18 protein-coding genes, 1 pseudogene and 1 riboswitch are annotated in these 25,052 nt (G+C 72.9%); of the genes and pseudogenes, 9 read left to right on the forward strand and 10 right to left on the reverse strand.

Annotated features, from left to right (window positions below; all coding sequences use genetic code 11):
- Positions 1–102: 102 nt before the first annotated feature.
- Positions 103–438, forward strand: coding sequence for a TetR/AcrR family transcriptional regulator (locus ACZ6Y7_RS34280; protein WP_465761857.1), 336 nt, complete (start codon positions 103–105; stop codon positions 436–438).
- 59 nt (positions 439–497) lie between these two features.
- On the opposite strand, the gene ACZ6Y7_RS34285 is transcribed toward ACZ6Y7_RS34280, so the two are convergent.
- The 3 genes and pseudogenes from ACZ6Y7_RS34285 to ACZ6Y7_RS34295 all read right to left on the reverse strand — a co-directional run bounded on the left by ACZ6Y7_RS34285 (position 498) and on the right by ACZ6Y7_RS34295 (position 4,238).
- Positions 498–2,327 carry a hypothetical protein gene (locus ACZ6Y7_RS34285; protein WP_465761858.1) on the reverse strand — a complete coding sequence of 610 codons (1,830 nt, stop codon included), beginning with the start codon at positions 2,325–2,327 and terminating at the stop codon, positions 498–500.
- 424 nt (positions 2,328–2,751) lie between these two features.
- Positions 2,752–3,420, reverse strand: a pseudogene (locus tag ACZ6Y7_RS34290) (TetR/AcrR family transcriptional regulator); the annotation flags it as partial.
- A gap of 299 nt (positions 3,421–3,719) precedes the next feature.
- Positions 3,720–4,238, reverse strand: coding sequence for an NUDIX domain-containing protein (locus tag ACZ6Y7_RS34295; RefSeq protein ID WP_465761859.1), 519 nt, complete (start codon positions 4,236–4,238; stop codon positions 3,720–3,722).
- Positions 4,239–4,342: 104 nt separating this feature from the next.
- On the opposite strand from ACZ6Y7_RS34295, the gene ACZ6Y7_RS34300 reads away from it, so the two are divergent.
- Positions 4,343–5,563 (forward strand): serine hydrolase domain-containing protein, encoded by a 1,221-nt coding sequence (locus tag ACZ6Y7_RS34300; protein ID WP_465761860.1) that lies wholly within the window; start codon positions 4,343–4,345, stop codon positions 5,561–5,563.
- A 56-nt stretch (positions 5,564–5,619) separates the two neighbouring features.
- Here the strand turns inward: ACZ6Y7_RS34300 and ACZ6Y7_RS34305 are convergent, their stop codons facing one another.
- The 3 genes from ACZ6Y7_RS34305 to ACZ6Y7_RS34315 all read right to left on the reverse strand — a co-directional run bounded on the left by ACZ6Y7_RS34305 (position 5,620) and on the right by ACZ6Y7_RS34315 (position 9,121).
- Positions 5,620–5,943, reverse strand: coding sequence for a nuclear transport factor 2-like protein (locus ACZ6Y7_RS34305; RefSeq protein ID WP_465761861.1), 324 nt, complete (start codon positions 5,941–5,943; stop codon positions 5,620–5,622).
- A 284-nt stretch (positions 5,944–6,227) separates the two neighbouring features.
- Positions 6,228–7,751, reverse strand: coding sequence for an acetaldehyde dehydrogenase ExaC (gene exaC, locus ACZ6Y7_RS34310; RefSeq protein WP_465761862.1), 1,524 nt, complete (start codon positions 7,749–7,751; stop codon positions 6,228–6,230).
- A 422-nt stretch (positions 7,752–8,173) separates the two neighbouring features.
- Positions 8,174–9,121, reverse strand: a complete 948-nt coding sequence (locus ACZ6Y7_RS34315; RefSeq protein ID WP_465761863.1) for a terpene synthase family protein — start codon at positions 9,119–9,121, stop codon at positions 8,174–8,176.
- Positions 9,122–9,430: 309 nt separating this feature from the next.
- Between ACZ6Y7_RS34315 and ACZ6Y7_RS34320 the strand changes: the two genes are divergently transcribed.
- Positions 9,431–12,442, forward strand: coding sequence for an ATP-binding protein (locus ACZ6Y7_RS34320; RefSeq protein WP_465761864.1), 3,012 nt, complete (start codon positions 9,431–9,433; stop codon positions 12,440–12,442).
- A 305-nt stretch (positions 12,443–12,747) separates the two neighbouring features.
- Positions 12,748–13,812 (forward strand): aldose epimerase family protein, encoded by a 1,065-nt coding sequence (locus tag ACZ6Y7_RS34325; RefSeq protein WP_465761865.1) that lies wholly within the window; start codon positions 12,748–12,750, stop codon positions 13,810–13,812.
- A gap of 142 nt (positions 13,813–13,954) precedes the next feature.
- Here the strand turns inward: ACZ6Y7_RS34325 and ACZ6Y7_RS34330 are convergent, their stop codons facing one another.
- Positions 13,955–14,458, reverse strand: a complete 504-nt coding sequence (locus tag ACZ6Y7_RS34330; RefSeq protein ID WP_465761866.1) for a GNAT family N-acetyltransferase — start codon at positions 14,456–14,458, stop codon at positions 13,955–13,957.
- Between the two features lie 310 nt (positions 14,459–14,768).
- Between ACZ6Y7_RS34330 and ACZ6Y7_RS34335 the strand changes: the two genes are divergently transcribed.
- The 5 genes from ACZ6Y7_RS34335 (at position 14,769) to ACZ6Y7_RS34355 (ending at position 21,025) form a co-directional block, all read left to right on the forward strand.
- Entirely contained in the window at positions 14,769–16,046 is a 1,278-nt protein-coding gene (locus ACZ6Y7_RS34335; protein ID WP_465761867.1) for an extracellular solute-binding protein, read from the forward strand.
- 205 nt (positions 16,047–16,251) lie between these two features.
- The gene (locus tag ACZ6Y7_RS34340) at positions 16,252–17,253 is read left to right on the forward strand and encodes a carbohydrate ABC transporter permease (RefSeq protein ID WP_465761868.1); all 1,002 of its coding nucleotides are present in this window, start codon (positions 16,252–16,254) and stop codon (positions 17,251–17,253) included.
- Positions 17,254–17,293: 40 nt separating this feature from the next.
- On the forward strand, positions 17,294–18,199 hold the full coding sequence (locus tag ACZ6Y7_RS34345) for a sugar ABC transporter permease (RefSeq protein ID WP_465761869.1): 906 nt from the start codon (positions 17,294–17,296) through the stop codon (positions 18,197–18,199).
- Between the two features lie 65 nt (positions 18,200–18,264).
- Entirely contained in the window at positions 18,265–19,980 is a 1,716-nt protein-coding gene (locus ACZ6Y7_RS34350) for a glycoside hydrolase family 13 protein (protein ID WP_465761870.1), read from the forward strand.
- Positions 19,981–20,005: 25 nt separating this feature from the next.
- Positions 20,006–21,025, forward strand: coding sequence for a LacI family DNA-binding transcriptional regulator (locus ACZ6Y7_RS34355; RefSeq protein WP_465761871.1), 1,020 nt, complete (start codon positions 20,006–20,008; stop codon positions 21,023–21,025).
- Positions 21,026–21,157: 132 nt separating this feature from the next.
- On the opposite strand, the gene ACZ6Y7_RS34360 is transcribed toward ACZ6Y7_RS34355, so the two are convergent.
- The 3 genes from ACZ6Y7_RS34360 to ACZ6Y7_RS34370 all read right to left on the reverse strand — a co-directional run bounded on the left by ACZ6Y7_RS34360 (position 21,158) and on the right by ACZ6Y7_RS34370 (position 24,651).
- Positions 21,158–21,358, reverse strand: coding sequence for a hypothetical protein (locus tag ACZ6Y7_RS34360; protein WP_465761872.1), 201 nt, complete (start codon positions 21,356–21,358; stop codon positions 21,158–21,160).
- A 269-nt stretch (positions 21,359–21,627) separates the two neighbouring features.
- On the reverse strand, positions 21,628–22,887 hold the full coding sequence (locus tag ACZ6Y7_RS34365; protein ID WP_465761886.1) for a transglycosylase family protein: 1,260 nt from the start codon (positions 22,885–22,887) through the stop codon (positions 21,628–21,630).
- 7 nt (positions 22,888–22,894) lie between these two features.
- A riboswitch (cyclic di-AMP (ydaO/yuaA leader) is annotated at positions 22,895–23,053 on the reverse strand.
- Between the two features lie 638 nt (positions 23,054–23,691).
- Complete coding sequence (locus ACZ6Y7_RS34370; RefSeq protein WP_465761873.1) at positions 23,692–24,651, reverse strand: sirohydrochlorin chelatase family protein; 960 nt, start codon at positions 24,649–24,651, stop codon at positions 23,692–23,694.
- Positions 24,652–25,052 lie beyond the last annotated feature (401 nt).

A 25,052-nucleotide genomic window follows, 5' to 3' on the forward strand; every position in this document is an offset into this window, starting at 1 on the left:
AGGCCGCCCGCCCCCGGCCGCGGGGCCGATGTGGTGGGTCCGGCTGAAGGGCGGGAAGCGCAACGGGGCCCGGACGCGCGGGAGTTGTCGGGCGCGACGGAGATGCGGCGCGCCCGGGGCGGCGAGCGTGAGCTCACCCGGGAGCGGATCGTGGCGGCGGCCGTGCGGGTGGTGGACGCGGAGGGATTCGGGGCGCTGTCGATGCGCCGGGTCGCCATCGGGCTCGGCGTCGCGACGATGTCGCTCTACCGTCATGTGCCCGGCACGGACGAGCCGTTGCGGCCGATGATGGACGCGGCGTTCGGCGAACAGCCGCTGCCCGAGCCGTCGGCGTCAGGCTGGCGCAAGGGGCTGCAGTCGATCGCGCGGCTGCAGCGGCGGATCCACCGGCGGCACCCGTGGCCGGCCTCCACGATGTGGATGACAGATGACAGATGACAGATTTCAGCGAACAAAATCTGAAATCTGTCAGCTGTCATTTGTTCGTTGTCGTCGGCTCAGCCGAACGGGCGGTGCTCCGGGGCCGCGTCCGTCCCCGCCCCCGCCGCCGTCGGCTCCTCCACTGGGGTGGACGGGAGGTCCGGCATGGCGAAGGGGTCGAAGTCCGGGGGCGGGATCATGACGGGCGTGCCCTTCGGGCGGTCCTCGTCGGCCGGATCGGCGCCGGCGGGGGCAGCCGCGGGCGGCGGGATGATCGGCGGGGCCGCGGGCGGCGGCGGGACGGCCGGGCCCTGCGGGGCGAGGGTGGTGCCGAACGGGTCGCTCTTCTGCTCGGCCGCGACCGTCGTGCCGAACGGGTCGGCGGCTGCGGGCGCTCCGGTGGGCTGCGCGGCGGCCGGGGTGGACGGCAGGTCCGGCATGGCGAAGGGGTCGAAGTCCGGGGGCGGGATCATGACCGGCGTCCCCTTCGGCCGGTCCTCGTCGGCCGGTTCGGCTCCGACGGGCGACTCGGCGGGTGCCTCGGCGATCGGCGCGAAGGGGTTGAAGTCGGCGGGCGGTACCCGGACCGGGGTGCCGCGCAGATGGACGGGCACCTCGTTCGGGTCCTCCGGCCGCGGCTCCTCCGTCCGCGTCCCCTGGACCTCCTGGACCGGAGCCGGAGCCTGAGCCGGAACAGACGCGGGCGCCTGCGGGGGAGCGGGTACGGCCAAGGGCGCGGCGGTCGAGGCCGGCTCGCCGTCCCAGCCGAACTGGATGCTCTTCAGCAGCTCCGCGAAGGCCTCCGTGTACAGCTCCCAGTCCTCCGGCCGGGCGGTGGAGAGCTGGACGCAGAGCACCGTCCCGCCGTCCGGCAGCGGTACGAAGGCCTGGACGGCGGAGGTGACCACCCAGCGGCGCTGACCGTCGGCGGCCAGCGGGCCGGGCACCGGGACGGTCCGACCCTCGACCAGGACGGCGGCCGGCCCGGCCGGCAGCAGGACGGTCCAGACCTCGGCGTGCCGTCGGACGGTGGCCAACTCGGTGGCGAGCGCGGTGATCGGCAGCGGGTGCCGGGCGAGCGAGATGACGAGGGCGGCGTCCGAGGTGCGGTCGTCGAGCTCCAGCGCGCAGACGCCCGCGTACGCGACGCCCGCGTCCTGGATCAGGTCGGCCAGGGTGGCGGAGATCACCGCGAAGTCGCGGCGCGGCTCGACACCGCTGGCGCTGAACAGCTCCTCGGCGACCTCGGCCAGATGCCCTGCCAGTTCCGCGGCGGCCGCGACGGTGGCCGGGGCGGCCGGGTCGGCGTCGGCGGGCAGCGCGGGCACCGTACGGGCGGTGACCCCGGGGGGTCCGCCGGGGGAGGTCAGCGGGTGGAAGCCGGGCGGGACGACCAGGCGGACCTCGGCACCCGCGCCGGTGGGCAGTTCGACCGGTTGCCTGGTCTGCTGCCCGGCCGCCAGCGCGGCCAGCGCGGGCGCGAACGGCGGGCGCAGCTTGGCGTCGGCGAACTCGCCGGTGACCGGAAGCTGGAACAGCGCGGCCGAGGTGGTGCCCCGGTCGGCGACGGCGCCGCGCACCGCCCCGCCGCCGTAACGGGACTGCAGCGCGCGGATCACCCGGTCGGCGATCCGCGCGCCGGTGCCGGGGCGGGCGGAGCCGGCCGTGACCACCGTGCCGAGCCGGTCGACGGCGGCGTGCACCGGGCCGTTGGGGGCCAGCGGCAGGCCGAACAGGGCCTCGGCACAGGGGTGTCCGGCGGATCGCAGGGCGCCCAGTGCGGCCGCCGGGTGGCGTGAGGTGTGCTCGTCGAAGAGGGCGTCGGTGAGCGTGCCGAGCGTCGCGCAGACCTGCTCGGCGGCCGCGAAGGGGTTGGCCTCCGCACTGAACTGGACGTCCTGGGTCAACTGGTGAGCCCCCCGCTCTGCTCCGTCTGCCGTCGGTGGTTCGGGTGGGACCGGGCGCGCCACGGTGGCGGGCCGTCGGATCCGTGCCCATTCCTATCAGAGCCCGCCGTCGGGACAGAACCGCAGGATGGCCCGGTGATCAGTCGGTCGAGCTCGCGGCCTCGGAATGCCCGGGGGCCCGCGGGGACGGTTCGCCGGCGGCCGGGCCGGTCCCAGGAGTGCCGCCGGACCCACCGGACCCGCCGGACCCACCGGACCCGCCGGACCCACCGGACCCACCGGACCCGCCGGACCCACCGGGCCCGCCGGGCGCAGAGCTCCCGGCGCCTTCGGCGGTGCCGGGAGCGTCCGGGGCGGGAGCGTCCGGGGCATCAGGAGCTCCCGGCGCCTCGGTCGCGAGCGCGGTGATCGCGTCGAGGATCCCCGGCACGGCGAGCAGTCCGGCGAGGTCACGCACCAGGCGGCCGGTCGGCCCCTGCGGGCGCTCGGCGGCGAAGAAGCCCGCGAGCTCGGCGGCGAGCGCCGGCTCCCGGGCCGCGGTGATGGTGAGCGCGGCGACGAACTCCTGCACCAGGTGCAGCTGCAGTTCCTCCAGCGGCACCGAGCGCTCGCCCAGCCATTCCAGCGAGGTGATCTCGGCGTTGGCGATCCAGGCGCGGACGGTCAGCCGCAGCGCCGCACTGGGCGAGGGGATCGCCAGGTGGGACAGGATCTGCTCCTGCGCGGACCGGCGCACTTCGTCGATCACCGCCGACGTGCCCGCGCTGGCGGCCACCGAGCCGCCCCGCAGCAGGGCCGCGAAGCCCGGGCCGTGGCTCTGCACGAAGTCCAGGTAGCGGCCCATCACCCGGTGGAGCCGCTCGGACAGCGGCCCCTCCATGGGTTCCTCGAAGCGCGCCGACAGCTCGCGGCCGGCCCGCCGCAGGGACTCCTCGTACAGGGCCTGCTTGCCCGGGAAGTAGTGGTACACCAGCGGTCGGGACGCGCCCGCGGCGGCGGCGATGTCGTCGATCGACACCTCCTCCGGCGGCCGCCGGCTGAACAGCTCCAGCGCCACCGCGATCAGCTGCTCCCGCCGCTCGTCCACGCTCAGCCGCCGACGGGGCCGTTCACCGGCTGCGGCCCGCTCGGGGGCGGAGGTCCGTGCTGCGCGGTCGGCCGTCGGGGACGGCGTTCGGGAGGCCATGCGCGTCAGCCTATCCGGCGGCCGTCTCCGGGCCCATGCGGCCTGGACGGCCCGCCCGTACCGCGCCCCAGCCCGCCCGCACCGCCCCGGCCCGCCCGTACCGCGCCCCAGCCAGCCAGCCAGCCAGCCAGCCAGCCCGCCCGCCCGCACCGCCCCGGCCCGTCTGGCGCACCGTGGCCCGCCACGGCACCGGCCGCCGTCCGGTACTACGCGGCCCGGAAGTCCAGGTAGCGGCGGTAGGCCTCCAGGCCGTCGGCGACGAAGGTGTCGCGGGTGAGGCGTTCGGCGAGCTCCTCGGGCGTGAGCCAGGCGTGCCAGGCGACCTCGGACTCCTGCGGGCTGACCGGGCCGTCCCACTCGGCCTCGTACATGTCGCACCACCAGGTGAGCTTGCCGCCGTCGGGCTCCCGGAACAGGAACTTGAACAGCGGGCGCGGGGCGATCCCGTGGACGCCGAGCTCCTCCTCGGCCTCGCGGACGGCGGCCTCGGCGTAGCCCTCGCCCGAGCCGACGACGCCGCCGACGAACATGTCGTACGCGCCGGGGGCGAACAGCTTGGTGTCGGTACGGCGGTGGACGAAGATCCTTCCGGCCGGATCGCGGACCAGGACGAAGACGCAGCGGTGGGTCAGGCCGCGTCGGTAGACCTCGCCGCGCGGGGCGGTTCCGATCACCCGGTCCTGCTCGTCGACGATGTCCAGCAGCTCTTCGGCGGGGTTGGTCATGACCGACAGGTTAGGGTTCCGGGGCTCGGTTCGAACGGATTTCCCACGAACCTTCGAACGCGGGTGGACGGCGAGGACTCGGAACGGGCTGAAGGCGGCGCGCGGTGGTGGAGATCTGGGGCGAGACGGCCGAGGGGTTCGAGCCGGTACGGGCGGCGTTCGCCCGGAACTTCGCCGAGTTCGGCGAGCTCGGTGCCGCCTTCGCGCTGTACGTGCGCGGCCGCAAGGTGGTCGACCTGTGGGGCGGTGACGCCCGGCCCGAGGTCGGCGGGCGGCCCGCGCCGGCGGTGCCCTGGACGGCGGACACCGCCCAGGTGCTGCGCTCGGTCACCAAGGGCCTGACCGCGGCCACCGCCCTGCTGGCCGTCGAGCGCGGCCTGCTGGACCTGGACGCGCCGGTGGCCTCCTACTGGCCGGAGTTCGCGGCGGCGGGCAAGGGCGGGGTGCCGGTGCGCTGGCTGCTCTCGCACCAGGCCGGGGTGCCCGCGCTGGACGTGCCGCTGCGGCTGGAGGACGTGCTGACCTGGGAGCGTGCGGCCGCCGCCGTCGCCGCCCAGTCGCCAGCCTGGGAGCCCGGCACGGCGCACGGCTACCACCCGTACACCTTCGGCTGGCTGGTCGGCGAGGTGGTGCGGCGGGTGAGCGGCCGCACGGTGGGACAGTACTTCGCCGAGGAGATCGCCCGGCCGCTCGGGCTGGACCTGTGGATCGGGTTGCCGGCCGGGGCCGCGCCCCGGGTCGGCAGGCTGGTCGACCTGCCCGCCCCGGAGGCGGCCCGGACCGGGCCGAGCGGGCTGCGGCTGCGGCCCAAGCAGTCCGTCCGGGACGCCTACCAGGACCCGACCTCGCTGACCGCGCGGTCCTTCGCCTCGGTGCGTCCCGGGGTGGATCTCAACGACCCGGCGGTCCAGGCCGCCGAGATCCCCGGCGCGGGCGGCATCGGCACCGCCCGTTCGCTGGCCCGGTTCTACGCGGCGCTGACCGGTGCGGCCGACCGGCCGGACGGCACCGGTGCGCTGCTTCCGCCGCTGCTCGGGCCCGAGGTGTTCGGCCGCGCGGTCGGCCCGGTGGCGAGCGGGCCGGACCGGGTGCTGATCGTCAACTCCACCTTCGGCCTGGGTTTCTGGCGGCACGGCCCGACCGCGCCGATGGCCTCCCCGGCGAGCTTCGGGCACCCGGGGCGGGGCGGCTCGCTGGGCTTCGCCGACCCCGAGCTCGGGCTGGGATTCGGGTACGTCACCAACGGCATGCAGCCCGGTGTGACCGGGGACGTCCGCTCGCGGAACCTGATCCGCGCGGTGCGGGGGTGCCTGGGGCTGTCCTGAGCCTGCGGGGGGGCGCCCGGGCGGGGGGTGTGTGTGACGGCCGGGCGGAGCGGGGTTCAGGCCTGGCCGGTGTCGAAGCGGTGGATCTTGCCGCCCTCGATGGTGAAGCGCCAGGCGGTGCGCATCATGCCCCAGGTGTCGTTGGTGAACTCGGCGACCAGCGCGTGGCCGCCGTCCGACTCGGTCTGGACGGCCATCCGGCCGTTGGGGCCGAAGATCTCCCGGTCGACCCAGTCCGTCAGGTCGCGGTCGGAACCGTCGTCGGACATGGTCGCGTCCGGGGCGAGCAGGGCGAAGAAGGAATCCCGGTCACCCGCGTTGATCGCGGTGACGAAGGCGCGGACGGCGGGGTCGGTGAGCTTGGCGGGGGCGATGGTCATCGGCCGGGACTCCCAACGGGGACGGGCGGACTGGGGAGTCCTGTCTACGGCGTTCGCGCGGGAGGCGCGGGCATGTCGGCGGCGCGTCGGCGAAATCGGGTGATTCATGTGCTTAGATCCCGAACCAGGCGATGTGCCTGGTGTGCCCGCCGCGGGGAGTGGCGGTGGAGCGGGAGACCTGGTCCGGTCTCCCGCTCCACGACTGCCGGGGTCCGGAACGGCCCGCAGGGGCTCCGGGGTGCGGCCCCGAGGGCGCTGGCCCGGGGCGGCGTCCGGAGCCGGTCCTAGAAGAGGCCGACCGCGTCGGGGGAGTAGCTGACCAGCAGGTTCTTGGTCTGCTGGTAGTGCTCCAGCAGCGCCTTGTGGTTCTCCCGCCCGATGCCGGAGTTCTTGTAGCCGCCGAAGGCCGCGTGGGCCGGGTAGGCGTGGTAGCAGTTCGTCCAGACCCGGCCCGCCTGGATGGCGCGTCCGGCGCGATGGGCGGTGTTGAGGCTGCGGGTCCACACGCCCGCGCCGAGCCCGTACTGGGTGTCGTTGGCGAGGGCGACCGCCTCGTCGAAGCCGTCGAAGCGGGTCACCGAGACGACCGGGCCGAAGATCTCCTCCTGGAAGACCCGCATCGCGTTGTCGCCCTCGAAGACCGTCGGCGTCACGTAGTACCCGCCGGACAGCGCTCCGCCGAGGTCGGCGCGCTCGCCGCCGGTGAGGATCTTGGCGCCCTCGGCCTGGCCGATCTCGAAGTAGGACAGGATCTTCTTCAGCTGCTCGGCGCTGGCCTGGGCGCCGACCTGGGTCTCGGTGTCCAGCGGGTCGCCCTGGCGCATCGCGCGTACCCGCTGCAGGCCGTCGGCGAGCAGCCGTTCGTAGATCGCGGAGTCGATCAGCGCGCGGCTGGGGCAGGTGCAGACCTCGCCCTGGTTGAGGGCGAACATCGCGAAGCCCTCGACGGCCTTGTCGTAGAAGGCGTCCGAGGCGTCGGCGACGTCCGCGAAGAACACGTTGGGGCTCTTGCCGCCGAGTTCCAGGCTGACCGGGATCAGGTTGTCCGCCGCCGCCCGGGATATCAGCCGGCCGGTGGAGGTCTCGCCGGTGAAGGCGAGCTTGCGGATCCGCGGGCTGGCGGAGAGCGGGGCACCGGCCTCCTCGCCGAAGCCGGTGACGATGTTGACCACACCGGGCGGCAGCAGGTCGGCGGTCAGCTCGGCGAGCAGCAGGACCGAGGCCGGGGTCTGCTCGGCGGGCTTGAGCACCACCGCGTTGCCGGCCGCGAGCGCCGGGGCGAGCTTCCAGACGGCCATCAGGATCGGGAAGTTCCACGGGATGATCTGGCCGACCACGCCCAGCGGCTCGTGGAAGTGGTACGCCACGGTGTCCTCGTCCAGCTGGGAGAGGCCGCCCTCCTGGGCGCGCAGCGCGCCGGCGAAGTAGCGCAGGTGGTCGACGGCGAGCGGGAGGTCGGCGGCCAGCGTCTCGCGCACCGGCTTGCCGTTCTCCCAGCTCTCCGCGACGGCCAGCTGCTCCAGGTTGGCTTCCATCCGGTCGGCGATCCGCAGCAGCACCTGCGCCCGCTCGGCGGCCGGGGTGCGGCCCCAGGTCGGGGCGGCGGCGTGGGCCGCGTCCAGGGCGGCCTCGATGTCCTCGGCGGTGCCCCGGGCGACCTCGGCGAACACCTCACCGGTGACCGGGGACGGGTCGCCGAAGTACTCGCCGCGCACCGGGGGCGTCCAACCGCCGCCGATCCAGTGCTCGTACCGGGAGCGGTAGGCGACGATGCTGCCGGGTGCGCCGGGGGGCTGGTAGACCGTCATGCTCTGGTGTCTCCTCGCGAGGTCGGGCACCGCCCGGACCGTGCGGCCGCGGGCGGCGCGCCGGACCGCCCGGTCGGGGGCGGCCCGGCGGGAGGGTGGGGCACGCGCACGGGGCCGGACACCCGCTCGGGGCGCCCGCCGCCGAGCACGATAGCCGCCGGGCGCGCGCCGCGGCTACGGTCCGTACGCCTGGCCGGTACGGAGGGTGTGCGTTCCGGCCGTTCTCCCGGGTACGGCGGGGGCGGTGCCTCGACCGGTGCCTCGACCGGTGCCTCTGCCGGTGCGACGGCCGGTGACCCTCCCGCTGCGACGGTCGGCGCCGACGGCCGGTGTCAGAGCCGTCGGTGCCGACCGTCGGGCGTGGCGTTCCTCGGGGACGGCCGGTCGAGGAGGTCCGACCGCCCCGGTGGCCCGACCGGGTGTCAGACGGTGTGGTAGCGGCCGGTGCGGGCCTCCCAGCTGAGGTAGCCGGCCAGCCAGGTGAGCAGCCCGTCCGCGTACCGCTGGGCGATCGTGCTCTCGATCCTGGACAGGCCCAACTCGCGGTAGACGTCCGGGAGTCGCTCGTGCAGTTCGGCGCAGCGCTCGACCATCAGCTGGGCCTCCGCGATGACCGCCGAGCAGGCCTCCTCGGCCGAGCAGCGGCGCTCGCGCTGGACGATCATGACCAGGTTGTTCACGTCCCCGCGCGGCGCCTCCAGCGGGTAGGAGCGCACGTCGTTGCTGAGCGACGGTATGTCCGCCGCGAGCTGGCGGATCTGACGGAGCACCGGGTGGTGCAGGACGGCGGCCGGGACCTCGAACTGGCCGATCCGCTCGACCATGTCGAAGATCGTCTCCATGGCCGCGGTGCCCCGTCTGAGTTCCAGGTAGCCGTCCCGGTCCGGCGGCCGGGTGGAGATCCGGCCGGCCGCCTCGGCCGGGTGGCTGGCCAGGTAGTACTCCCAGTTGTACGCGGCGCGCGCCTGCCAGCGCGCGGGCATGCCGCGCACGCTCCGGGTCCACAGGTCGGCGAAGGCGGTCTCGACGGCGGAGCCCTGGTCGGGGCGGGCGCCGTGCAGGACGGCGATCAGCCGCTCGCAGATCGGGGCGACTTCCGAGGGGCGGCGGCCGAGCGGGCCGTCGAACTGGTCGTCGAAGAGGAAGTAGAAGCCCATCAGGTCGGCGGCCAGGGCGAGTTCGTCCGGTCCCGCGTCCGGGTAGCCGAGCGCGGCGAGGTCCACCACCTCCCAGTGCGCGTAGCCGGGGTGGTCGGCGTCGGGGAGCAGCGGGTGGCGGATCAGCCAGTCGCGGTGCAGCGCGGTGGCGTACGGGCCGTGTGGACTGCGGCGGTGCGGGAACGGGATCTGAAGTGAGCGGTCGTCAGACATCGGACTCCCGGTGCAGCGGAGGGTGGGGGCGCTTGTGGTTCGAACACTGGTCGTGGGGGAGTTGACACGTCGAGGCCGAGATGGTGAGGGTGGGATTCGCAAGATCATCTGAGCTTCGAGGGCCGTAGGGTATCTGATGTAATGATCGGACGTTAGGGATATAGGGCAATTGCCCTTGGCAAGCCGTCCGAACCCTCACCGTCCGCCCCAGCCTGCACGAATGCCGCACGGTGCGGCCCGGGCAGCGCTACCCTCGGCTCCACGCAGTGATGGCGCTGTGACGGGATCGGGCGAGGCGGAGGCGCGACGGTGACCGAGCAGGGGAACGAACTTCGGACGGGAGCCGGTTCCGGCCGGGACGGCGACGGCGCCGCGCCGCGGGTCCGACTGCGCGACCGCGACGCCGAACTGCGCTCGGTGGAAGCCGCCGTCGACCGCCTCTGCCGCGAATTCGCCGCCGGCGGCACCGAGATCGGCGGTCTGCTCGCCTTCTCCGGCCGCCCCGGCATCGGCAAGACCAGCCTGCTGCACGAGGTCCGAAGGATCGCCAAGCTGCGCGAGGGCGCCACCGTGCTGTTCGCCCGAGGCGGCGAACGGCAGTTCAAGGAGCCGTACCACGTCCTGCGCCAGCTGCTCCAGCCGGTCCTCAGCGACCTGCGGCCGGACGAGTTCCGCCAGGTCATGGGCACCTGGGAGGAGGTCGTCGGACCGGCCATGGGCCTCAAGCAGCCCAAGGCCGGCGCCCGCCGGCTCGACCCGCAGGGCGTGCGCGACGGCCTCGACTACGTCCTCACCCAGCTCGCACCGCGCCGCGCGCCGATGGTGATGATCGTCGACGACCTGCACTGGGCCGACGCCGAATCCCTCTCCTGGCTCGCCAAGTTCGCCGTCCGCTCCGGCGAACTGCCCGTGCTGCTCGTCTTCGCCTTCCGCGAGGACGAGAACGACTGGCCGGCCGAGACCCAGGACTTCCGCCGGGACGTCGTCGGCCTCAAGGGCCGCAAGCACGAGCTCAACCGGCTCAACCTCAGCTCCGTCACCGACATGATCCGCGCCGAGCTCGGCGACAAGGCCGAGGACGCCTTCTGCTACGAGTTCTGGAACGTCGTCAACGGCAACCCCTTCGAGGTCGTCGCCCTGCTCGACCAGGTCCGCGACCAGGAGCTCGAACCGGTCGAGGAGAACTCCCGCCAGCTGCGCGAACTCGCCGTCGACGCCACCGGGATGACCCTCAAGAGCTGGCTGGACCGGCTCGGCGCCAGCACCCTGCGCTTCGCCTGGGCCTGCGCCATGCTGGGCACCGACATCCGGGTCGACCTCGCCACCCGGATCTCCACCCAGAGCACCGAGGGCGCCCGCGACTCCATCAAGCAGCTGCGCAAGCAGCGCGTGCTCACCCAAGCCCCCAACGGGAACCTGGAGTTCGTCCACCCGCTGATCGCCAGCTCGATCTACAACACCATGCCGGAGGCCACCCGCCTCGGCATGCACGGCATCGCCGCCGTCGAGATCGAGAACGCGGGCCTCGGTCTGCTCGCCGCCTCCCGCCACCTGGTCGAGACCCACTCCGGCGAGGGCGACGACCGGATCGTCAAGAAACTGCGCCGCGCCGCCGTCGAACACCAGCTCATCGGCGCCCCCGAGGCCGCCCAGCGCTGCCTGCACCGCGCGCTCAACGAGCCGCCCGCCGACGAGATCAAGGCCGAGGTGCTCTACGAACTCGGCTGCTCCGCCCTGCTCACCGACCCCGTCGCCACCGTCAACCAGCTCAAGCTGGCCCTCCACCCGGACGAGGTGCCGCTGCGCCCCGAGCTGCGGGTGGACGCCACCTTCCGGCTCTCCGAGGTGCTCGCGCACAGCGGCGAGCTGCGCGAGGCCGCGATGGTCTGCCAGGAGGAGGCGGAGAAGACCGAAGACCCGGCCGGGCGGCAGCGGCTCCAGGCCGCCTCGTTCATGTGGCACGCCTTCCGCAAGGCCGAGGAGGACGGCCCCGGCCGCTCCGCCCGCCTGCGCGAGATGTGCCGCGGCCTCACCGGCCGGGAGGCCGCCGACCGGGCCGTGCTCGCGATGCGGGCCTGGGACCTCACCCTGAAGGGCTCCTCCTCCGCCGAGGCGCTCGCGCTCGCCGACGAGGTCCTCGACGGCGGCCGGCTGCCCAAGGGCCTCGGCTGGACCGACACCACCTGGGGCTTCGAACTGCCCTCGATGCTCGGTCTGACGTACATCTACAACGACCGCGTCGCCCAGGCCGAGCGGCTGGCCGCCGACGCCATCATCCAGTTCGAGGTCGCCGGGTGGAGCGGTGCCCACCGGGGCTTCGCGTACTTCCTGATGGGACTGGCCCGGTTCCGCCGGGGCCTGCTCGCCGAGGCCGAGGACTTCCTGCGCCGGGCGTACCGCATCTCCGAGCGGATCGGGCGGAAGCTGCCGCTGGCCTGGGACGCGGTGGGCGTGCTGGTGGACACCCTGATCGCCCGCGGCCGGGTCGAGGAGGCCTGGGAGCTGGCCAACGACTTCGGGTTCCACCCGCCGTACCACGCCACCGTCATGGTGCTGCCGGACGCCGCCTCCCTGTACGGCAAGCTGCTGATCGCCAAGAACCGGCACGCCGGCGCCGCCGCCGCGCTCACCGAAGCCGGCAACCAGCTGGAGGTCCGGGGCTGGCACAACACGGTCTGGGCGCCCTGGGCCGGCCACCTCGCCATCGCGATCGCGCGCGACGAGCCCGAGCGGGCCCGCGACTACGCCCAGAAGGCCGTCCACGACGCCCGCACCTTCGGCACCGCCTCGGCGATCGGCACCGCGCTGCGGCTGCAGGCGCAGGTCGAGGACGGGCAGCAGGCGGTCGAGCTGCTGGAACAGGCCGTGATGCACCTGGGACAGTCCCCGGCCGGCTACGAGCACGCCGTGGCGCTGGTCGACCTCGGCGCCGCGCTGCGCCGGGTGGGGCGGCTGGAGGACGCCCAGGAGTACCTGTACCAGGGCATCGAGCTGGCCCAGCACTGTTCGGCCGAGGGACTGGTCGACCAGGCGCGGCGGGAGCTGGCCAACTACGGCCTGCGGCCCAACCGGCTGGGGCTGCGCGACTTCCGGGACACCCTGGACGCGCTCAGCGGCCCCGAGCTGGAGGTCGCCCGGCGGGCGGTGCAGGGCCTGCCGCCGCAGCGGATCGCGGAGGAGCTCGGACTGAACATCGGCCTGGTCAACCGGCGGCTGGCGGCGGTCTACCGCAAGGCGGGCAGCGGGCCGGACGGGCTGGCCTCGGCGCTCGGCCTGCCGCCGCAGCAGCGGGAGGCGACCCGGCCGGACGCGGAGGAGTAGCAGTCCGGCGCTGCGCACGGCACGGGGCCGCTCCCGTCCGTATGGGACCTCTCGTGCATGGGGCGGGCGGGCCCGGGAGGCGTGGGGAGCGGGGGCTCCCGTGCCCTGGCCCGGTGTGTACGGAGGGTGGTGGCGGGCGGTCAGGGCGGTTGTCGCGCAAGGGCGGCGCGCTCTGGCGCGGGTGCGCCCCCGCCGTGGCCGCCGTCGCTAGGCTGACGGACCGGGGGCTGCCGGGGCGCCTCCTCGGCTGACCAGGACAAGCGGGCGGTCGCGGTGCGCTGCGGCCGACAGTGAAGGAGCAGGCCATGGCGAGCGAGGCCACCAGCGTTCGGCACGAACCCCTCGACCCCTCGGGCGCGGGTGCCGCGATCGGGCGGTGGACGCTCACGGCCGGCCCGTACGAGGCGAGCGTGCTCACCCTCGGCGCCACCCTGCACACCCTGAGCGCGCCGGACCGCTCCGGCCGCTCCGCCCAACTACTGCTCTCCACGGACGAGTTGGCCCAGATCCTCGGCCCGGCCCGGCACTACGGCACGGTGGTCGGCCGGTACGCCAACCGGATCGACCACTCCTCCGTCACCATCGACGGCGAGGAGCACCGGCTCGCGCCGACCGGCGGCGGCATGACCATCCACGGCGGGCCGGACGGCTTCGCGAACCGGATGTGGGCGGCCGAGCCGGTCGAGGGCGGGGTGCGGCTGCGACTGCACAGCCCGGACGGCGACCAGGGCTTCCCGGGGGCGCTCGACCTGACCGTCGACTACACGCTGGACGCCTCCGGTGAGCTGGTGATCGCCTATCACGCGGTCACCAGCAAGCCGACCGTCGTCAACCTGACCAACCACGCGTACATCAACCTCGCGGGTGAAGGCAGCGGCGACGTCCTCGGGCACCTGCTCACCCTGGACGCGGACGAGTACACCCCGACCGACGAGCGGCAGATCCCGTACGGGCACACCGAACCGGTGGCCGGCACGCCCTTCGACTTCACCGTGGCCACGCCGATCGGCAAGGCGGTGCACGACCGGCACCCGCAACTGGTCGGACCGGGCGGCTACGACCACAACTGGGTGCTGCGTGCCCGCCCGGCGGACGGGCGCCCGGCGCGGGCGGCGCTGCTGGAGGACCCGGCCAGCGGCCGCACCCTGGAGGTGCTGACCACCGAGCCGGGCATCCAGGTCTACACGGCGAACAAGTTCCAGGGCGCGGTCACCGGCGCGAGCGGCGTCCCGTACGGGCCGTTCGCCGGGATCGCGCTGGAGACCCAGCACTTCCCGGACTCCCCGCACCACCCGGCGTTCCCGAGCACGGTGCTACGGCCGGGGGAGGAGTTCCGCTCGACGACCGTGCTGCGGCTGGGGACCGCCTAGGAGGGGGCTTGCCGGGCCCGGGAGGCCCGGGGCCCCGGCGGCTCGCGGGGCAGGGCGGCTCGCGGGTTCGGGTGGCTCGCGGGGTGGGGCGGCTCGCGGGCCGTGCCGGTTCACGGGCGCACGGGCCGAGGGCCCGGGCGGCTCACGGATGCAGGTCCCGGCGCATGCAGAGCCGGGGCCAGCGGTCCAGGCCGTGCTCGGCCTCCCTGCGACGGATCTCGCGCAGGCCCGGGGTGAGCTCGTCGGCGGTGAGCGGGCGGAAGCCGCAGCGCGCGTAGTAGGGGGCGTTCCAGGGCACCTCGGCGAAGGTCGTGAGGGTGAGGGCCGGGGCCTCGGTGGTGCGCGCCAGGTGGTCGATCAGGGTCCGGCCGACGCCGCGGCGGGCGTGGTCCGGGTGGACCGAGACCTGCTCGATGTGCAGCGCGCCGTCCACCGGCTCGGCCAGCAGGTAGGCGGCGATCGCGCCGTCGGGCGCCTCGGCGGCCAGCGCGACACCGTGTTCCAGGTAGTGCGCCAGCTCCTCCGGGGCCGGGGGCTCGTCCTCGGCGATCTCCGGCATGCCGATCGCGGCGAAGGGGGCGCCGGCCGCTCGTTCCAGCTCGGTCAGCAGTGGTAGTTCGTCCCTGGTGACGGCTCTGATGCGCATGCGTCCAGTCTGCTGGAGGCGGCTTTCCGCCACGCAGGGTGGTTCCGTCGGCCATCCGGCGAAGGGGCGAATCGGGCGAACCTGGACGTTCGGGTCGTACGTCAACTACCGTGCGGCAACGTCCAGGACACGTGGATGTAACGATCCCCGTTTCTTGCAGAAACTTGCTGCAAGGACTTTCCGTCGATCTTTCACCGCTGTTAACTTCCTTCCCGAGCCCGACGGCAGCAACGGTGCGGTCGGCACGAGGCAGCCATTATGCGCCTGTCTCCGAACATCTCGGGCACCCCCACCCTCCCAAGGAGTTCTCATGCGGCGTGGCATCGCGGCCTCTGCCCTCGTTGTGGCCCTCGCGGTCTCGATGGCTGCCTGTGGCAGCAGCGGCTCCGGCTCGGACGGCAAGGCCGACGGGCCGGTCACCCTCACGTACTGGGACACTTCGAACGCCACCAACGAGGCGCCGAACTACCAGGAGCTCGTCAAGAAGTTCCAGGCCGCCAACCCGAACATCAAGGTCGACTTCGTCAACGTGCCGTTCGACCAGGCGCAGAACAAGCTCCAGACCGCCATGGGGGCCAAGGGCGCTCCGGACGTGTTCCGCTCCGAGGTCGGCTGGACCGCCGCCTTCGCCAAGGCCGGCTACCTGGAGCCGCTGGACGGCACCCCGGCCGCCGCCGACACCTCCGCCTTCCAGCCCAGCCTGATCCAGCAGGCCAAGTACGAGGGCAAGCTCTACGGCGTCCCGCTGGTGACCGACACCCTCGGCCTGCTCTACAACAAGGAGCTGTTCGCCAAGGCCGGCATCACCGCGGCGCCGAAGACCTGGGACGAGCTGAAGGCCGACGCCGCCGCCGTCAAGGAGAAGGCGGGCGTGGACGGCTTCTGGCTGAAGGCCGCCGACGGCTACTACGCGATGCCGTTCCTGTTCGGCGAGGGCACCGACACCGTCGACGCCGCCGGCAAGAAGATCACCATCACCTCGCCGGAGGCCGTCAAGGCCGTCGAGACCTACAAGACGATGTTCACCGCGCCCGGCACCGCCAAGGCCGACGTCACCACCGACGCCTACGCGCACATGATGGACGCCTTCAACAGCGGCAAGGTCGCGGCGATCATCCAGGGCCCCTGGGAGATCACCAACATCTACAAGGGCTCGGCCTTCGCCGACAAGAGCAACCTCGGCATCGCCGCCGTCCCCGGCGCCTCGGCCGACAAGGCCGGCGCCCCCACCGGCGGCCACAACATCTCCGTCTACGCCGGTGCCGACAAGGCCCACAAGGCCGCCGCCGAGAAGTTCGCCGCCTTCATGACCTCGGCGGAGAGCCAGGCGTTCATCGCGCAGAAGAACTCCACGCTGCCCACCCGCTCCGACGCCTTCACCGCAGACGTCAAGGCCGACCCGGGCATCGCCGGCTTCCAGGGCATCCTCAGCAGCGCCAAGCCGCGCCCCGAACTGCCCGAGTACAGCTCGCTGTTCGCCTCGCTCGGCACCAACCTGGGCAAGGCCCTCCAGGGCACCGCCACCCAGGACGCGCTGAACACCGTCGCCACCGACTACGCCAAGCTCCTGCCGGGCTTCGCCAAGTAGTCCCGGAGCCCGGTCTGCCGGGCGGCGGATCGCGGACGACGGGGGACGGGCGACGGGTGACGGCGAACGGATAACAGACGACAGATTTCATCATCTGTCAGTTGTTCGCCGTCACTCGTCCCCGGCCCCCCGTCACCGTCACCCGCCGCCCACGGCAGGCCGGGCCGTCGGCTCCCCCGAGAATCCCCCCGAGAAGGTGCAAACGATGTCAGTCGCCGTGCAGGGCGCCACCGGCAAGGGCAGCCGCGAGCGCGAGCAGCGTCCGGGCCCGCTGGAACGCGTCAAGCGCTCCTACGCCAAGCACTGGTACGCCTACGCGATGATCGCCCCGGTCGTGCTGGTGCTCGGCGTGCTGGTGCTCTACCCGCTCGGCGAGGGCATCTGGCTCACCCTCACCGACGCCAACAGCCTCAACGTCGCCCGCAAGATCGGCGTCAACGAGATCCCGGCCAGCTACAACTTCGTCGGCTTCCACAACTACGCCGACATCCTGTGGGGCCCGGGCTCGTACGACCGGTTCTGGTCGCACTTCGTCTGGACCATCGCCTGGACGGCCGTCTGCGTCTTCCTGCACTACACCCTCGGCCTCGGCCTCGCCCTGCTGCTCAACAAGAAGCTGCGCGGGCGCGCCGCCTACCGGATGCTGCTCATCCTGCCCTGGGCCGTGCCGACCTTCGTCACCGTCTTCTCCTGGCGCCTGATGCTCTCCGACGGCGGCGTCGTCAACGGCATCCTCTCCACCCTGCACCTGCCCGAGCCGGGCTGGCTCACCGACCCGTGGGCGCAGAAGGCCGCCGCGATCCTGGTGAACACCTGGGCCGGCGTGCCGTTCATGATGATCTCGCTGCTCGGCGGCCTGCAGTCGATCCCGGCCGAGCTGTACGAGGCCGCCGAGATGGACGGCGCCACCCCCTGGCAGCGCTTCCGGCACGTCACCATGCCCGGGCTGCGCAGCGTCTCCTCCACCGTCGTGCTGCTCGGCGTGATCTGGACCTTCAACCAGTTCAACGTCATCTTCCTGCTGTTCGGCACCGGCGCGCCCGACGCCCAGCTGCTGGTCACCTGGGCCTACCGCCTCGGCTTCGGCCAGATCCCCCGGGACTACGCGCAGTCCGCCGCGTACGGGGTGATCCTGCTGTCCATCCTGATCGTCTTCACCGCCTTCTACCGGCGCTGGCTCGCCCGCAACGAGCAGGCCAACGGCTGAGGCCCCGGACCCAGTTGACCCACGAAGGCAGGTACCCCCGATGAGCACCACCACCGAACGCCCGGCCCCCGCGGTGACCGCGGTCCCGACCGCCCGCCCGGCCAAGGTCCGCCGGCGCGGCGAGAGCAGCCCGACGGCCCGGGTGCTGTCCCACGGCATCCTGATCGTGGCCAGCCTGCTCGCGCTGTTCCCGGTCGCGTGGATCCTCTTCGTCTCGCTCGGCCCGGACAAGACCGACTACCTCCACCCCGGCCAGATCCTCGACAAGCTCACCCTGGCGAACTACCAGCACGTGCTGTCCGACACGGACTTCTTCACCTGGTTCGGCAACGCCCTGCTGGTCTCCGGCATCACCACCGTCTTCGGTGTCCTGCTCGCCGCCACCACCGGTTACGCCGTCTCCCGGATGAAGTTCCCCGGGCACAAGCCGCTGATGTGGTCGCTGCTGGTCACCCAGATGTTCCCGATCGCGGTGCTGATCGTGCCGATGTACACGATGCTCTCCGAACTCGGCCTGCTGGACAGCTACACCGGTCTGATCCTGGTCTACTCGACCACCACCGTGCCGTACTGCGCCTGGCTGCTGAAGGGCTACTTCGACACCATCCCGGTGGAGATCGACGAGGCCGGCCGGGTCGACGGTCTCACCCCGTTCGGCACCTTCTGGCGGCTGGTGCTGCCGCTCGCCCGTCCGGGCCTGGCGGTCGCCGCCTTCTACTCCTTCCTCACCTACTGGGCCGAGGTGCCGTTCGCCTCGACCTTCATGCTCAGCTCCGACAAGTACACGCTGGCCGTCGGCCTGCAGACCTTCGTCAGCGAGCACGACGCCCAGTGGAACCTGATGGCCGCGACCGCCGTGCTGATCGCGATCCCCTCCGCGGCCTTCTTCTACCTGGTGCAACGCCACCTGGTCACCGGCCTGACCGCCGGTGCCTCCAAGTCGTGACGCCTGCCGCGGAACACCACGCGCGCAAGGCCCCCCGCTCCTCCGATCCCCGAGGGATACCGTCCATGACCCAGAACCTGGCCGACACCTCCCGGCCTGCCGCCGACACCGCTCACGAGGCGGTCGCGCTGGATCCTGTGAGCGGCAGCGCGTCCAGAGGCTGGTGGCGGGACGCGGTCATCTACCAGGTGTACCCGCGCAGTTTCGCCGACTCCAACGGCGACGGCATGGGCGACCTGCCCGGCATCCGCAGCCGCCTGCCGTACCTGCGCGACCTCGGCGTGGACGCGGTCTGGCTCTCGCCGTTCTACGCCTCGCCGCAGGCGGACGCCGGCTACGACGTCGCCGACTACCGCGCGGTGGACCCGATGTTCGGCACCCTGCTGGACGCCGACGCCCTCATCCGGGACGCCCACGGCCTGGGCCTGCGGATCATCGTCGACCTGGTCCCCAACCACTCCTCGGACCAGCACGAGTGGTTCCAGCGCGCCCTGCGCGAGGGCCCCGGCTCCCCGCTGCGCGACCGCTACCACTTCCGCCCCGGCAAGGGCGAGAACGGCGAACTGCCGCCCAACGACTGGGAGTCCATCTTCGGCGGCCCGGCCTGGACCCGCACCGAGAACCCGGACGGCACCCCCGGCGACTGGTACCTGCACCTGTTCGCCCCCGAGCAGCCCGACTTCAACTGGGAGAACCGGGCCGTCGCCGACGAGTTCCGCTCGATCCTGCGGTTCTGGCTCGACATGGGCGTGGACGGCTTCCGCATCGACGTCGCCCACGGCCTGGTCAAGGCCCCCGGCCTGCCCGACCTCGGCGGCTCCGACCAGCTGAAGCTGCTCGGCAACGACGTCATGCCGTTCTTCGACCAGGACGGCGTGCACGAGATCTACCGCAGCTGGCGCAAGATCCTCGACGAGTACCCGGGCCAGCGGATCGGGGTCGCCGAGGCCTGGACCCCGACCGTCCAGCGCACCGCCAACTACGTCCGCCCCGACGAACTGCACCAGGCGTTCAACTTCCAGTACCTGGGCACCGATTGGGATGCCACCGCGCTGCGCGAGGTGATCGACGTCTCGCTCGACTCGATGCGCCCGGTCGACGCCCCCACCACCTGGGTGCTGTCCAACCACGACGTCACCCGGCACGCCACCCGGTTCGCCAACGAGCCGGGCCTCGGCACCCAGATCCGCACCCCCGGCGACCGCGAACTCGGCCTGCGCCGCGCCCGCGCCGCCACCCTGTTGATGCTCGCGCTGCCCGGCTCCGCGTACATCTACCAGGGCGAGGAGCTCGGCCTGCCCGACGTCACCGACCTGCCCGACGAGGTCCGCCAGGACCCGTCCTTCTTCCGCCAGGCCGGACAGGACGGCTACCGCGACGGCTGCCGCGTCCCGATCCCGTGGTCCGGCACCGAGGCCCCGTACGGCTTCGGACCGGTGGCCGGCGGCCCGTCCTGGCTGCCGCAGCCCGCCACCTGGGCCGAACTGAGCGTCGAGGCGCAGACCGGCGACCCGTCCTCCACCCTGGAGCTCTACCGCAGCGCGCTGGCCGTCCGCCGGGCGCAGGCCGACCTCGGCGCCGGTACCGGGGTCGAGTGGCTGGACGGCCCCGAGGGCACCCTGCTGTTCCGCCGCGGCTCCTTCGTGTGCACCGTGAACACCACCGGCGAGCCGGTGCGGGTGGCGACCCCGGGCAGGCTGCTGCTCGCCTCGGCCGACCTCGTGGTGGACGGCGGCGAGACGGTGCTCGCTCCGGACAGCACCGGCTGGTGGGCGGTCTGACGTGGTTGCAATAGGCTCTGGGACCGTGACTACGGCGCGACTCTCAGACATCGCGGCGCAGGCGGGGGTCAGCGAAGCCACCGTCTCCCGCGTGCTCAACGGCAAGGCGAACGTCTCCGCCGCCACCCGGCAGACGGTGCTGGCCGCACTCGACGTGCTCGGGTACGAGCGGCCGACCCGGCTGCGCCAGCGCAGTGCCGGGCTGATCGGGCTGATCACACCGGAGTTGAGCAACCCGATCTTCCCCGCGCTGGCGCAGGTGATCGAGCAGGTGCTCAGCCGGCACGGCTACACGCCGGTGCTGTGCACCCAGACCCCGGGCGGCTCCACCGAGGACGAACTGGTGGAGATGCTGGTGGACCGGGGCGTGGCGGGCATCGTCTTCGTCTCCGGGCTGCACGCCGACACCACGGCCGACCACGACCGCTACGCGCGGCTGGCCGGGCGCGGGGTGCCGTTCGTGCTGATCAACGGCTTCAGCGAGAAGATCGACGCGCCGTTCATCTCGCCGGACGACCGGGCCGCGATGTGGATGGCCGTCCAGCACCTGGCCGAACTCGGGCACGAGCGGATCGGGCTGGCCGTCGGGCAGCGCCGGTACGTCCCGGTGCTGCGCAAGATAGAAGGCTTCACGGCGGCGATGCGCGAGGTGCTCGGGCGTACCCGGGAGGAGGCCGAGGACCTCGTCCACCACACGCTGTTCAGCGTGGAGGGCGGGCACGCGGCGGCCGGCGCGCTGCTCGACAAGGGCTGCACGGCGATCGTCTGCGGGAGCGACATGATGGCGCTCGGAGCGATCCGGGCGGTGCGGCAGCGGGGGCTGTCGGTGCCGCACGACGTGTCGGTGGTCGGCTTCGACGACTCGCCGCTGATCGCCTTCACCGAGCCGCCGTTGACCACGATCCGCCAGCCGGTCGAGGCGATGGCCACGGCGGCGGTGGACGCGCTGCTGGAAGAAGTCGGCGGGAACGCCGCGCAGCGGGGCGAGTTCATGTTCCAGCCGGAGCTGGTGATGCGCGGGTCCACCGGCGCCTGCGCGCGCTGAGCGTCGGGCCGGTGTCCTGAGCTGCGGGCCCGTGGCGTGCGTGCGGCGCGCCCCGGGCGGCGGTCGGCCGTAAGGCCAACGGAAGGGCCCCGGAGGGCAGTTGCTCTCCGGGGCCCTTCGGCGTACGCCGGTTCAGCCCTCCTGGGCGCTCGGGCGGTCGACGGTGAGGCGGTGGCCGTCGGTCGTTTCGCCGGTACGGGTCTCGGTGCGGCGGCCGCGGGCCAGGTAGTCGCGCAGGACCAGTTCGACGGCGTCCTGTGGGTTCTTGGTACCGGAGAGCATCATCGCGTCGATCGCGAGGTTCGCGTCGAGCGTGACGGTGACCTGGGCCATGTGACTCCTCCTCGGGTGCAGAGCAGCAGCATGCCCGTTGGGACCGGGTTTCACCACGGGGATACGCCGAAGCCCCGGGAGGAGCGACCAGACTCCTCCCGGGGCGGTGGGCTGCCGGGGTTCGGATGACAGCTGACAGATAACAGATGTTGAAATCTGTTATCTGTCAGCTGTTATCTGTCGGCTGTCATCTGTCAGCCGTCGGCCGTCATCCGTCTGCCGAACGCGCCGTCGACCGTCGACCGTCAGCCGTACGCCGTGACGGATCCTCAGACCCGGCCGGCGAAGTCCGGGGCCCAGTTGGCGATGGTCTGCTCGCGCACGCCCGCGCTCGGGTTGGCGGCCTCGACGTACTTGCCGCCGCCGACGTAGATCGCGACGTGGTAGACGCCCGAGTCCTTGCCGTTGTTGGACCAGAACAGCAGGTCGCCCGGCTGCAGGCTGTCCAGCGAGACGTGGGTGCTGGCGGCGGCCTGGTCGGCGGCGACGCGCGGGATGGAGATGCCCGCGGCGCGCAGCGCGGCCTGGGTCAGGCCGGAGCAGTCCCAGCCGCCGTTGCCGGTGCCGCCGTAGACGTAGGCCTGGCCGACCTTGGACTCGGCGAAGGACACCGCGGCGGCCATGCTGCCGGTGGCGGCCTGGGCCGGGGCGGCCGGCTTGGCGGCCGGGGTCTGGGTCTGAGCGGCCGGCTTGGCGTTCACGGAACCGCCGTTCGCGGACTGACCGGACTTCTGCGGGCGGTTGAACCAGGTGAAGTCCGAGCCGGACTTGTCCGAGGAGCCGGACTGCTGGGCCTGGTCGCCGTCACCGAAGGTCAGGTGCTGGCCCGGGTAGATGGTGTCCGGGCCCTCGGTCAGGGTGCTGCGGTTGAGCTCGTACAGCCGCTGCCAGCCGCCCTGGACGTTGTGCTTGTCGGCGATGGCGGACAGCCAGTCGCCCGCGACCACGGTGTAGTCGTGGTCCTGGGCCCACTGCTGGTGCTTCTGGGTCCAGTTGGTGGCGGCGGAGTCGGTGGAGGCCTGCGCGTCGGTCTGGGCCGGCACGGCGGGCTTGGCGGGCTTCGCGGCCGGGGCCGAGGTCTGCGCCGGCTTGGCGGCCGGGGCGGCGGGCGCGGCCGGCTTGGCGGCGGCCGAGGTGTCGACGGCGGCCGGGGTGCCGCCCTTGGTCAGGCCGGCCTGGACCGAGCACACCGGCCAGGCGCCGGGGCCCTGCGAGGCGAGCACCTTCTCGGCGACGGCGATCTGCTGGTCCTTGGTGGCCAGGTCGGCGCGCGAGGCGTAGGCGGTGCCGCCGAAGGCGGACCAGGTGCTCTGGGTGAACTGGAGGCCGCCGTAGAAGCCGTTGCCGGTGTTGATGCTCCAGTTGCCGCTGCTCTCGCACTGGGCGACCTTGTCCCAGGTGGCGACGGAGGCGGCGGAGGCGGTGCCGGAGACGAGGCAGGGAATGGTGAGGCCGACGCCCGCGACGCCGATGGCGGCGATCACGCGGCGGGTGCGGCTGGACAGGCGAGTGCCGTTGGTGGGCAGCATGAAGACGCGGTCCTCTCCCACGCCTGCGAGGTGAGCTGTCGGATTCGGGCTGGAGTTGCCCGGCCGCGCGTGGCGCGGCTTCACCCCTAGCCCTGAACCGTTCCGAGGACCGGTCCGGGGCGACTTACCTGTGGGTCCCCCGCTCCTGCCGTGGTGCGTTATTCGCGCTGCCAGGACATCCGACGGCAGGACTCGGCGTTGCGGATGAACTGGGTCCGTGTGGTCACGAACGGGGAGCACGTTAAGCAGACTTAAGTTAAAACTGCAAATAGCTGTGATGTGTATCACGGTTTAGTGGGAACTGCCCCGTGGGTCGGAATTCATGATCGAAAATGGTCGCGCAATGATCATTTTCTGGCAATTCCACTGCGGATATCCATAACTGTCTCCGCCTCAGGAAATGCATGACGGTGTGTCGAAGCGCGAGGGGGCGCACTCCTCGATCCGGGGGAGCCATCGCGATTCAAGCGCTGGAGGGCGCGCCGGGGGCGCCCGGGAAACGTCTGTCATTTCCTGATGAAGAGAACAGAACGGACATTTCTCTTCAATGTCCGCTTAACTCCCGTACTGTTCCGGTACGGCACGGACCGGTGCCAGGCGAGCAAGCCGGGCAAACCAGGCGGGCAAATCAGGCAGGCAAACCGGGCGGGCGGGCAAACCGGGCGGGATCCCAGGCCAGGGCCCGGCCGGCCGACAGGCCGGCGGGTGGGCCATCGGGCAGCCGGAGAGCGGGCACGGCGAAGGGCCCGGAACGCGAACGGCGTTCCGGGCCCTCTGCGCGCGCGGACGACCGCGCGGTGTCCGTTACTGGCCGACGGCCCCGTCGACGGCCGCGTGGGCGCCACGGGTGCCCTCCACGGCCCCCTCGGCCTCGGCGGCGGCCGCCGCCTCCGCCTCGGCGCGCGCCAGGTCCTCGGCGGACGGCGCGGGCAGCGCGGCCATGTAGGTGGAGGCGATCAGCTGGCCGACGGTCGGGTACGCGCCCAGCGGCGCGGCCGACGGGCAGCCGGTCTCCTCGGCGGCCGCGGCGAGCAGCTCGGAGTCGGCCTCCGGTCCGATCACCAGCGGCGCCAGCGCGGGGCGCTGCGAGCCGGTCTCCTTGAGGTGGTCGACGGCCGCGGCCACCGAGCCGGGCACGTCGAGCGCGGCGGCCACGACCGGGACGGCCAGGCGGGCGGCCAGCAGTACACCGGTGATGCCGGCCGCGGCGGCCGCGTCCTCGCCGCCGACGGTGGTCAGGACCACGCCGTCCGCGGCGGTCGCGATGGCGAACAGCCGGGCCCGGTCGGCGCGGGCCAGCCCGGCCTCGGACAGCCGGACGTGGACGGCCTCGGCGAGCAGCGGGTGCGGGCCGAGCGCGTCGGTGACGGGCGCGCCGTACTCGGCGGCGAGCGCGTGGAGTTCGGGCAGGAAGCCGTGCGGGCCCGGCACCAGCGGCACCAGGACGGGCATCGGCAGGCCGGCCTCGGCGGCCATGGCCAGGAGCTCGGCGACGGTGCGGTCCTCGCCGCCCTCGCCCTCGGCGGAGTCGCCGGGGAGGTATCCGACCGTGGCCTGGACGCCGTGGTGCTCGCTGCGGACGATCGAGAGCAGTTCCTCGACGACCGAGCGGGACTCGGGCCCGGCGGTCGCGGGCACGGCGAGCACCAGGGCCGGGGAGCCGGTGGGGATCTCGGGGCGCTCGGGACGACGGTGGCGCCCCCGCGCACGGGAGCCTGGAGTGCGGACGGGCAGTGGCGCGCCCGGGATGGCTGCGGTGCTCATGCCGGAGATCGTAGGACATCTGCCCGTCCGGCCTGCAGTCGGCTGCCGTGCGGGATTCGCGCGGCCGGGGTGCGGAGTCGGTGCGTCGGCCGCGCCGGTCCGGGCGATTTGCCCGCAATGCGGACATTCCTCGCCCAACCCCCGTACGGGCACGGGCCCTTGCCTAGACGCACCCCGCGGGGTAGGGCGTTGCGGGCGCGGCGCGTGAGATGTCTCACAGTCCGGAGGTCGCCTGACGGAGGGTCACGGCGGCGCGACTCCCGGCGCGCGAAGATCGACATTCAGCGGGGAGCCGCTCACGGCCGGTTATCGGGATACCGGTGATTCAGTGGGCTATGTCCGTTTACGTACCGTCAGGAGAAGGCCCCGTGAAGAGTTCGCGGCGACGGGTGAAAGGCCGC

It is taken from the genome of Kitasatospora sp. NPDC053308, from assembly GCF_055585785.1.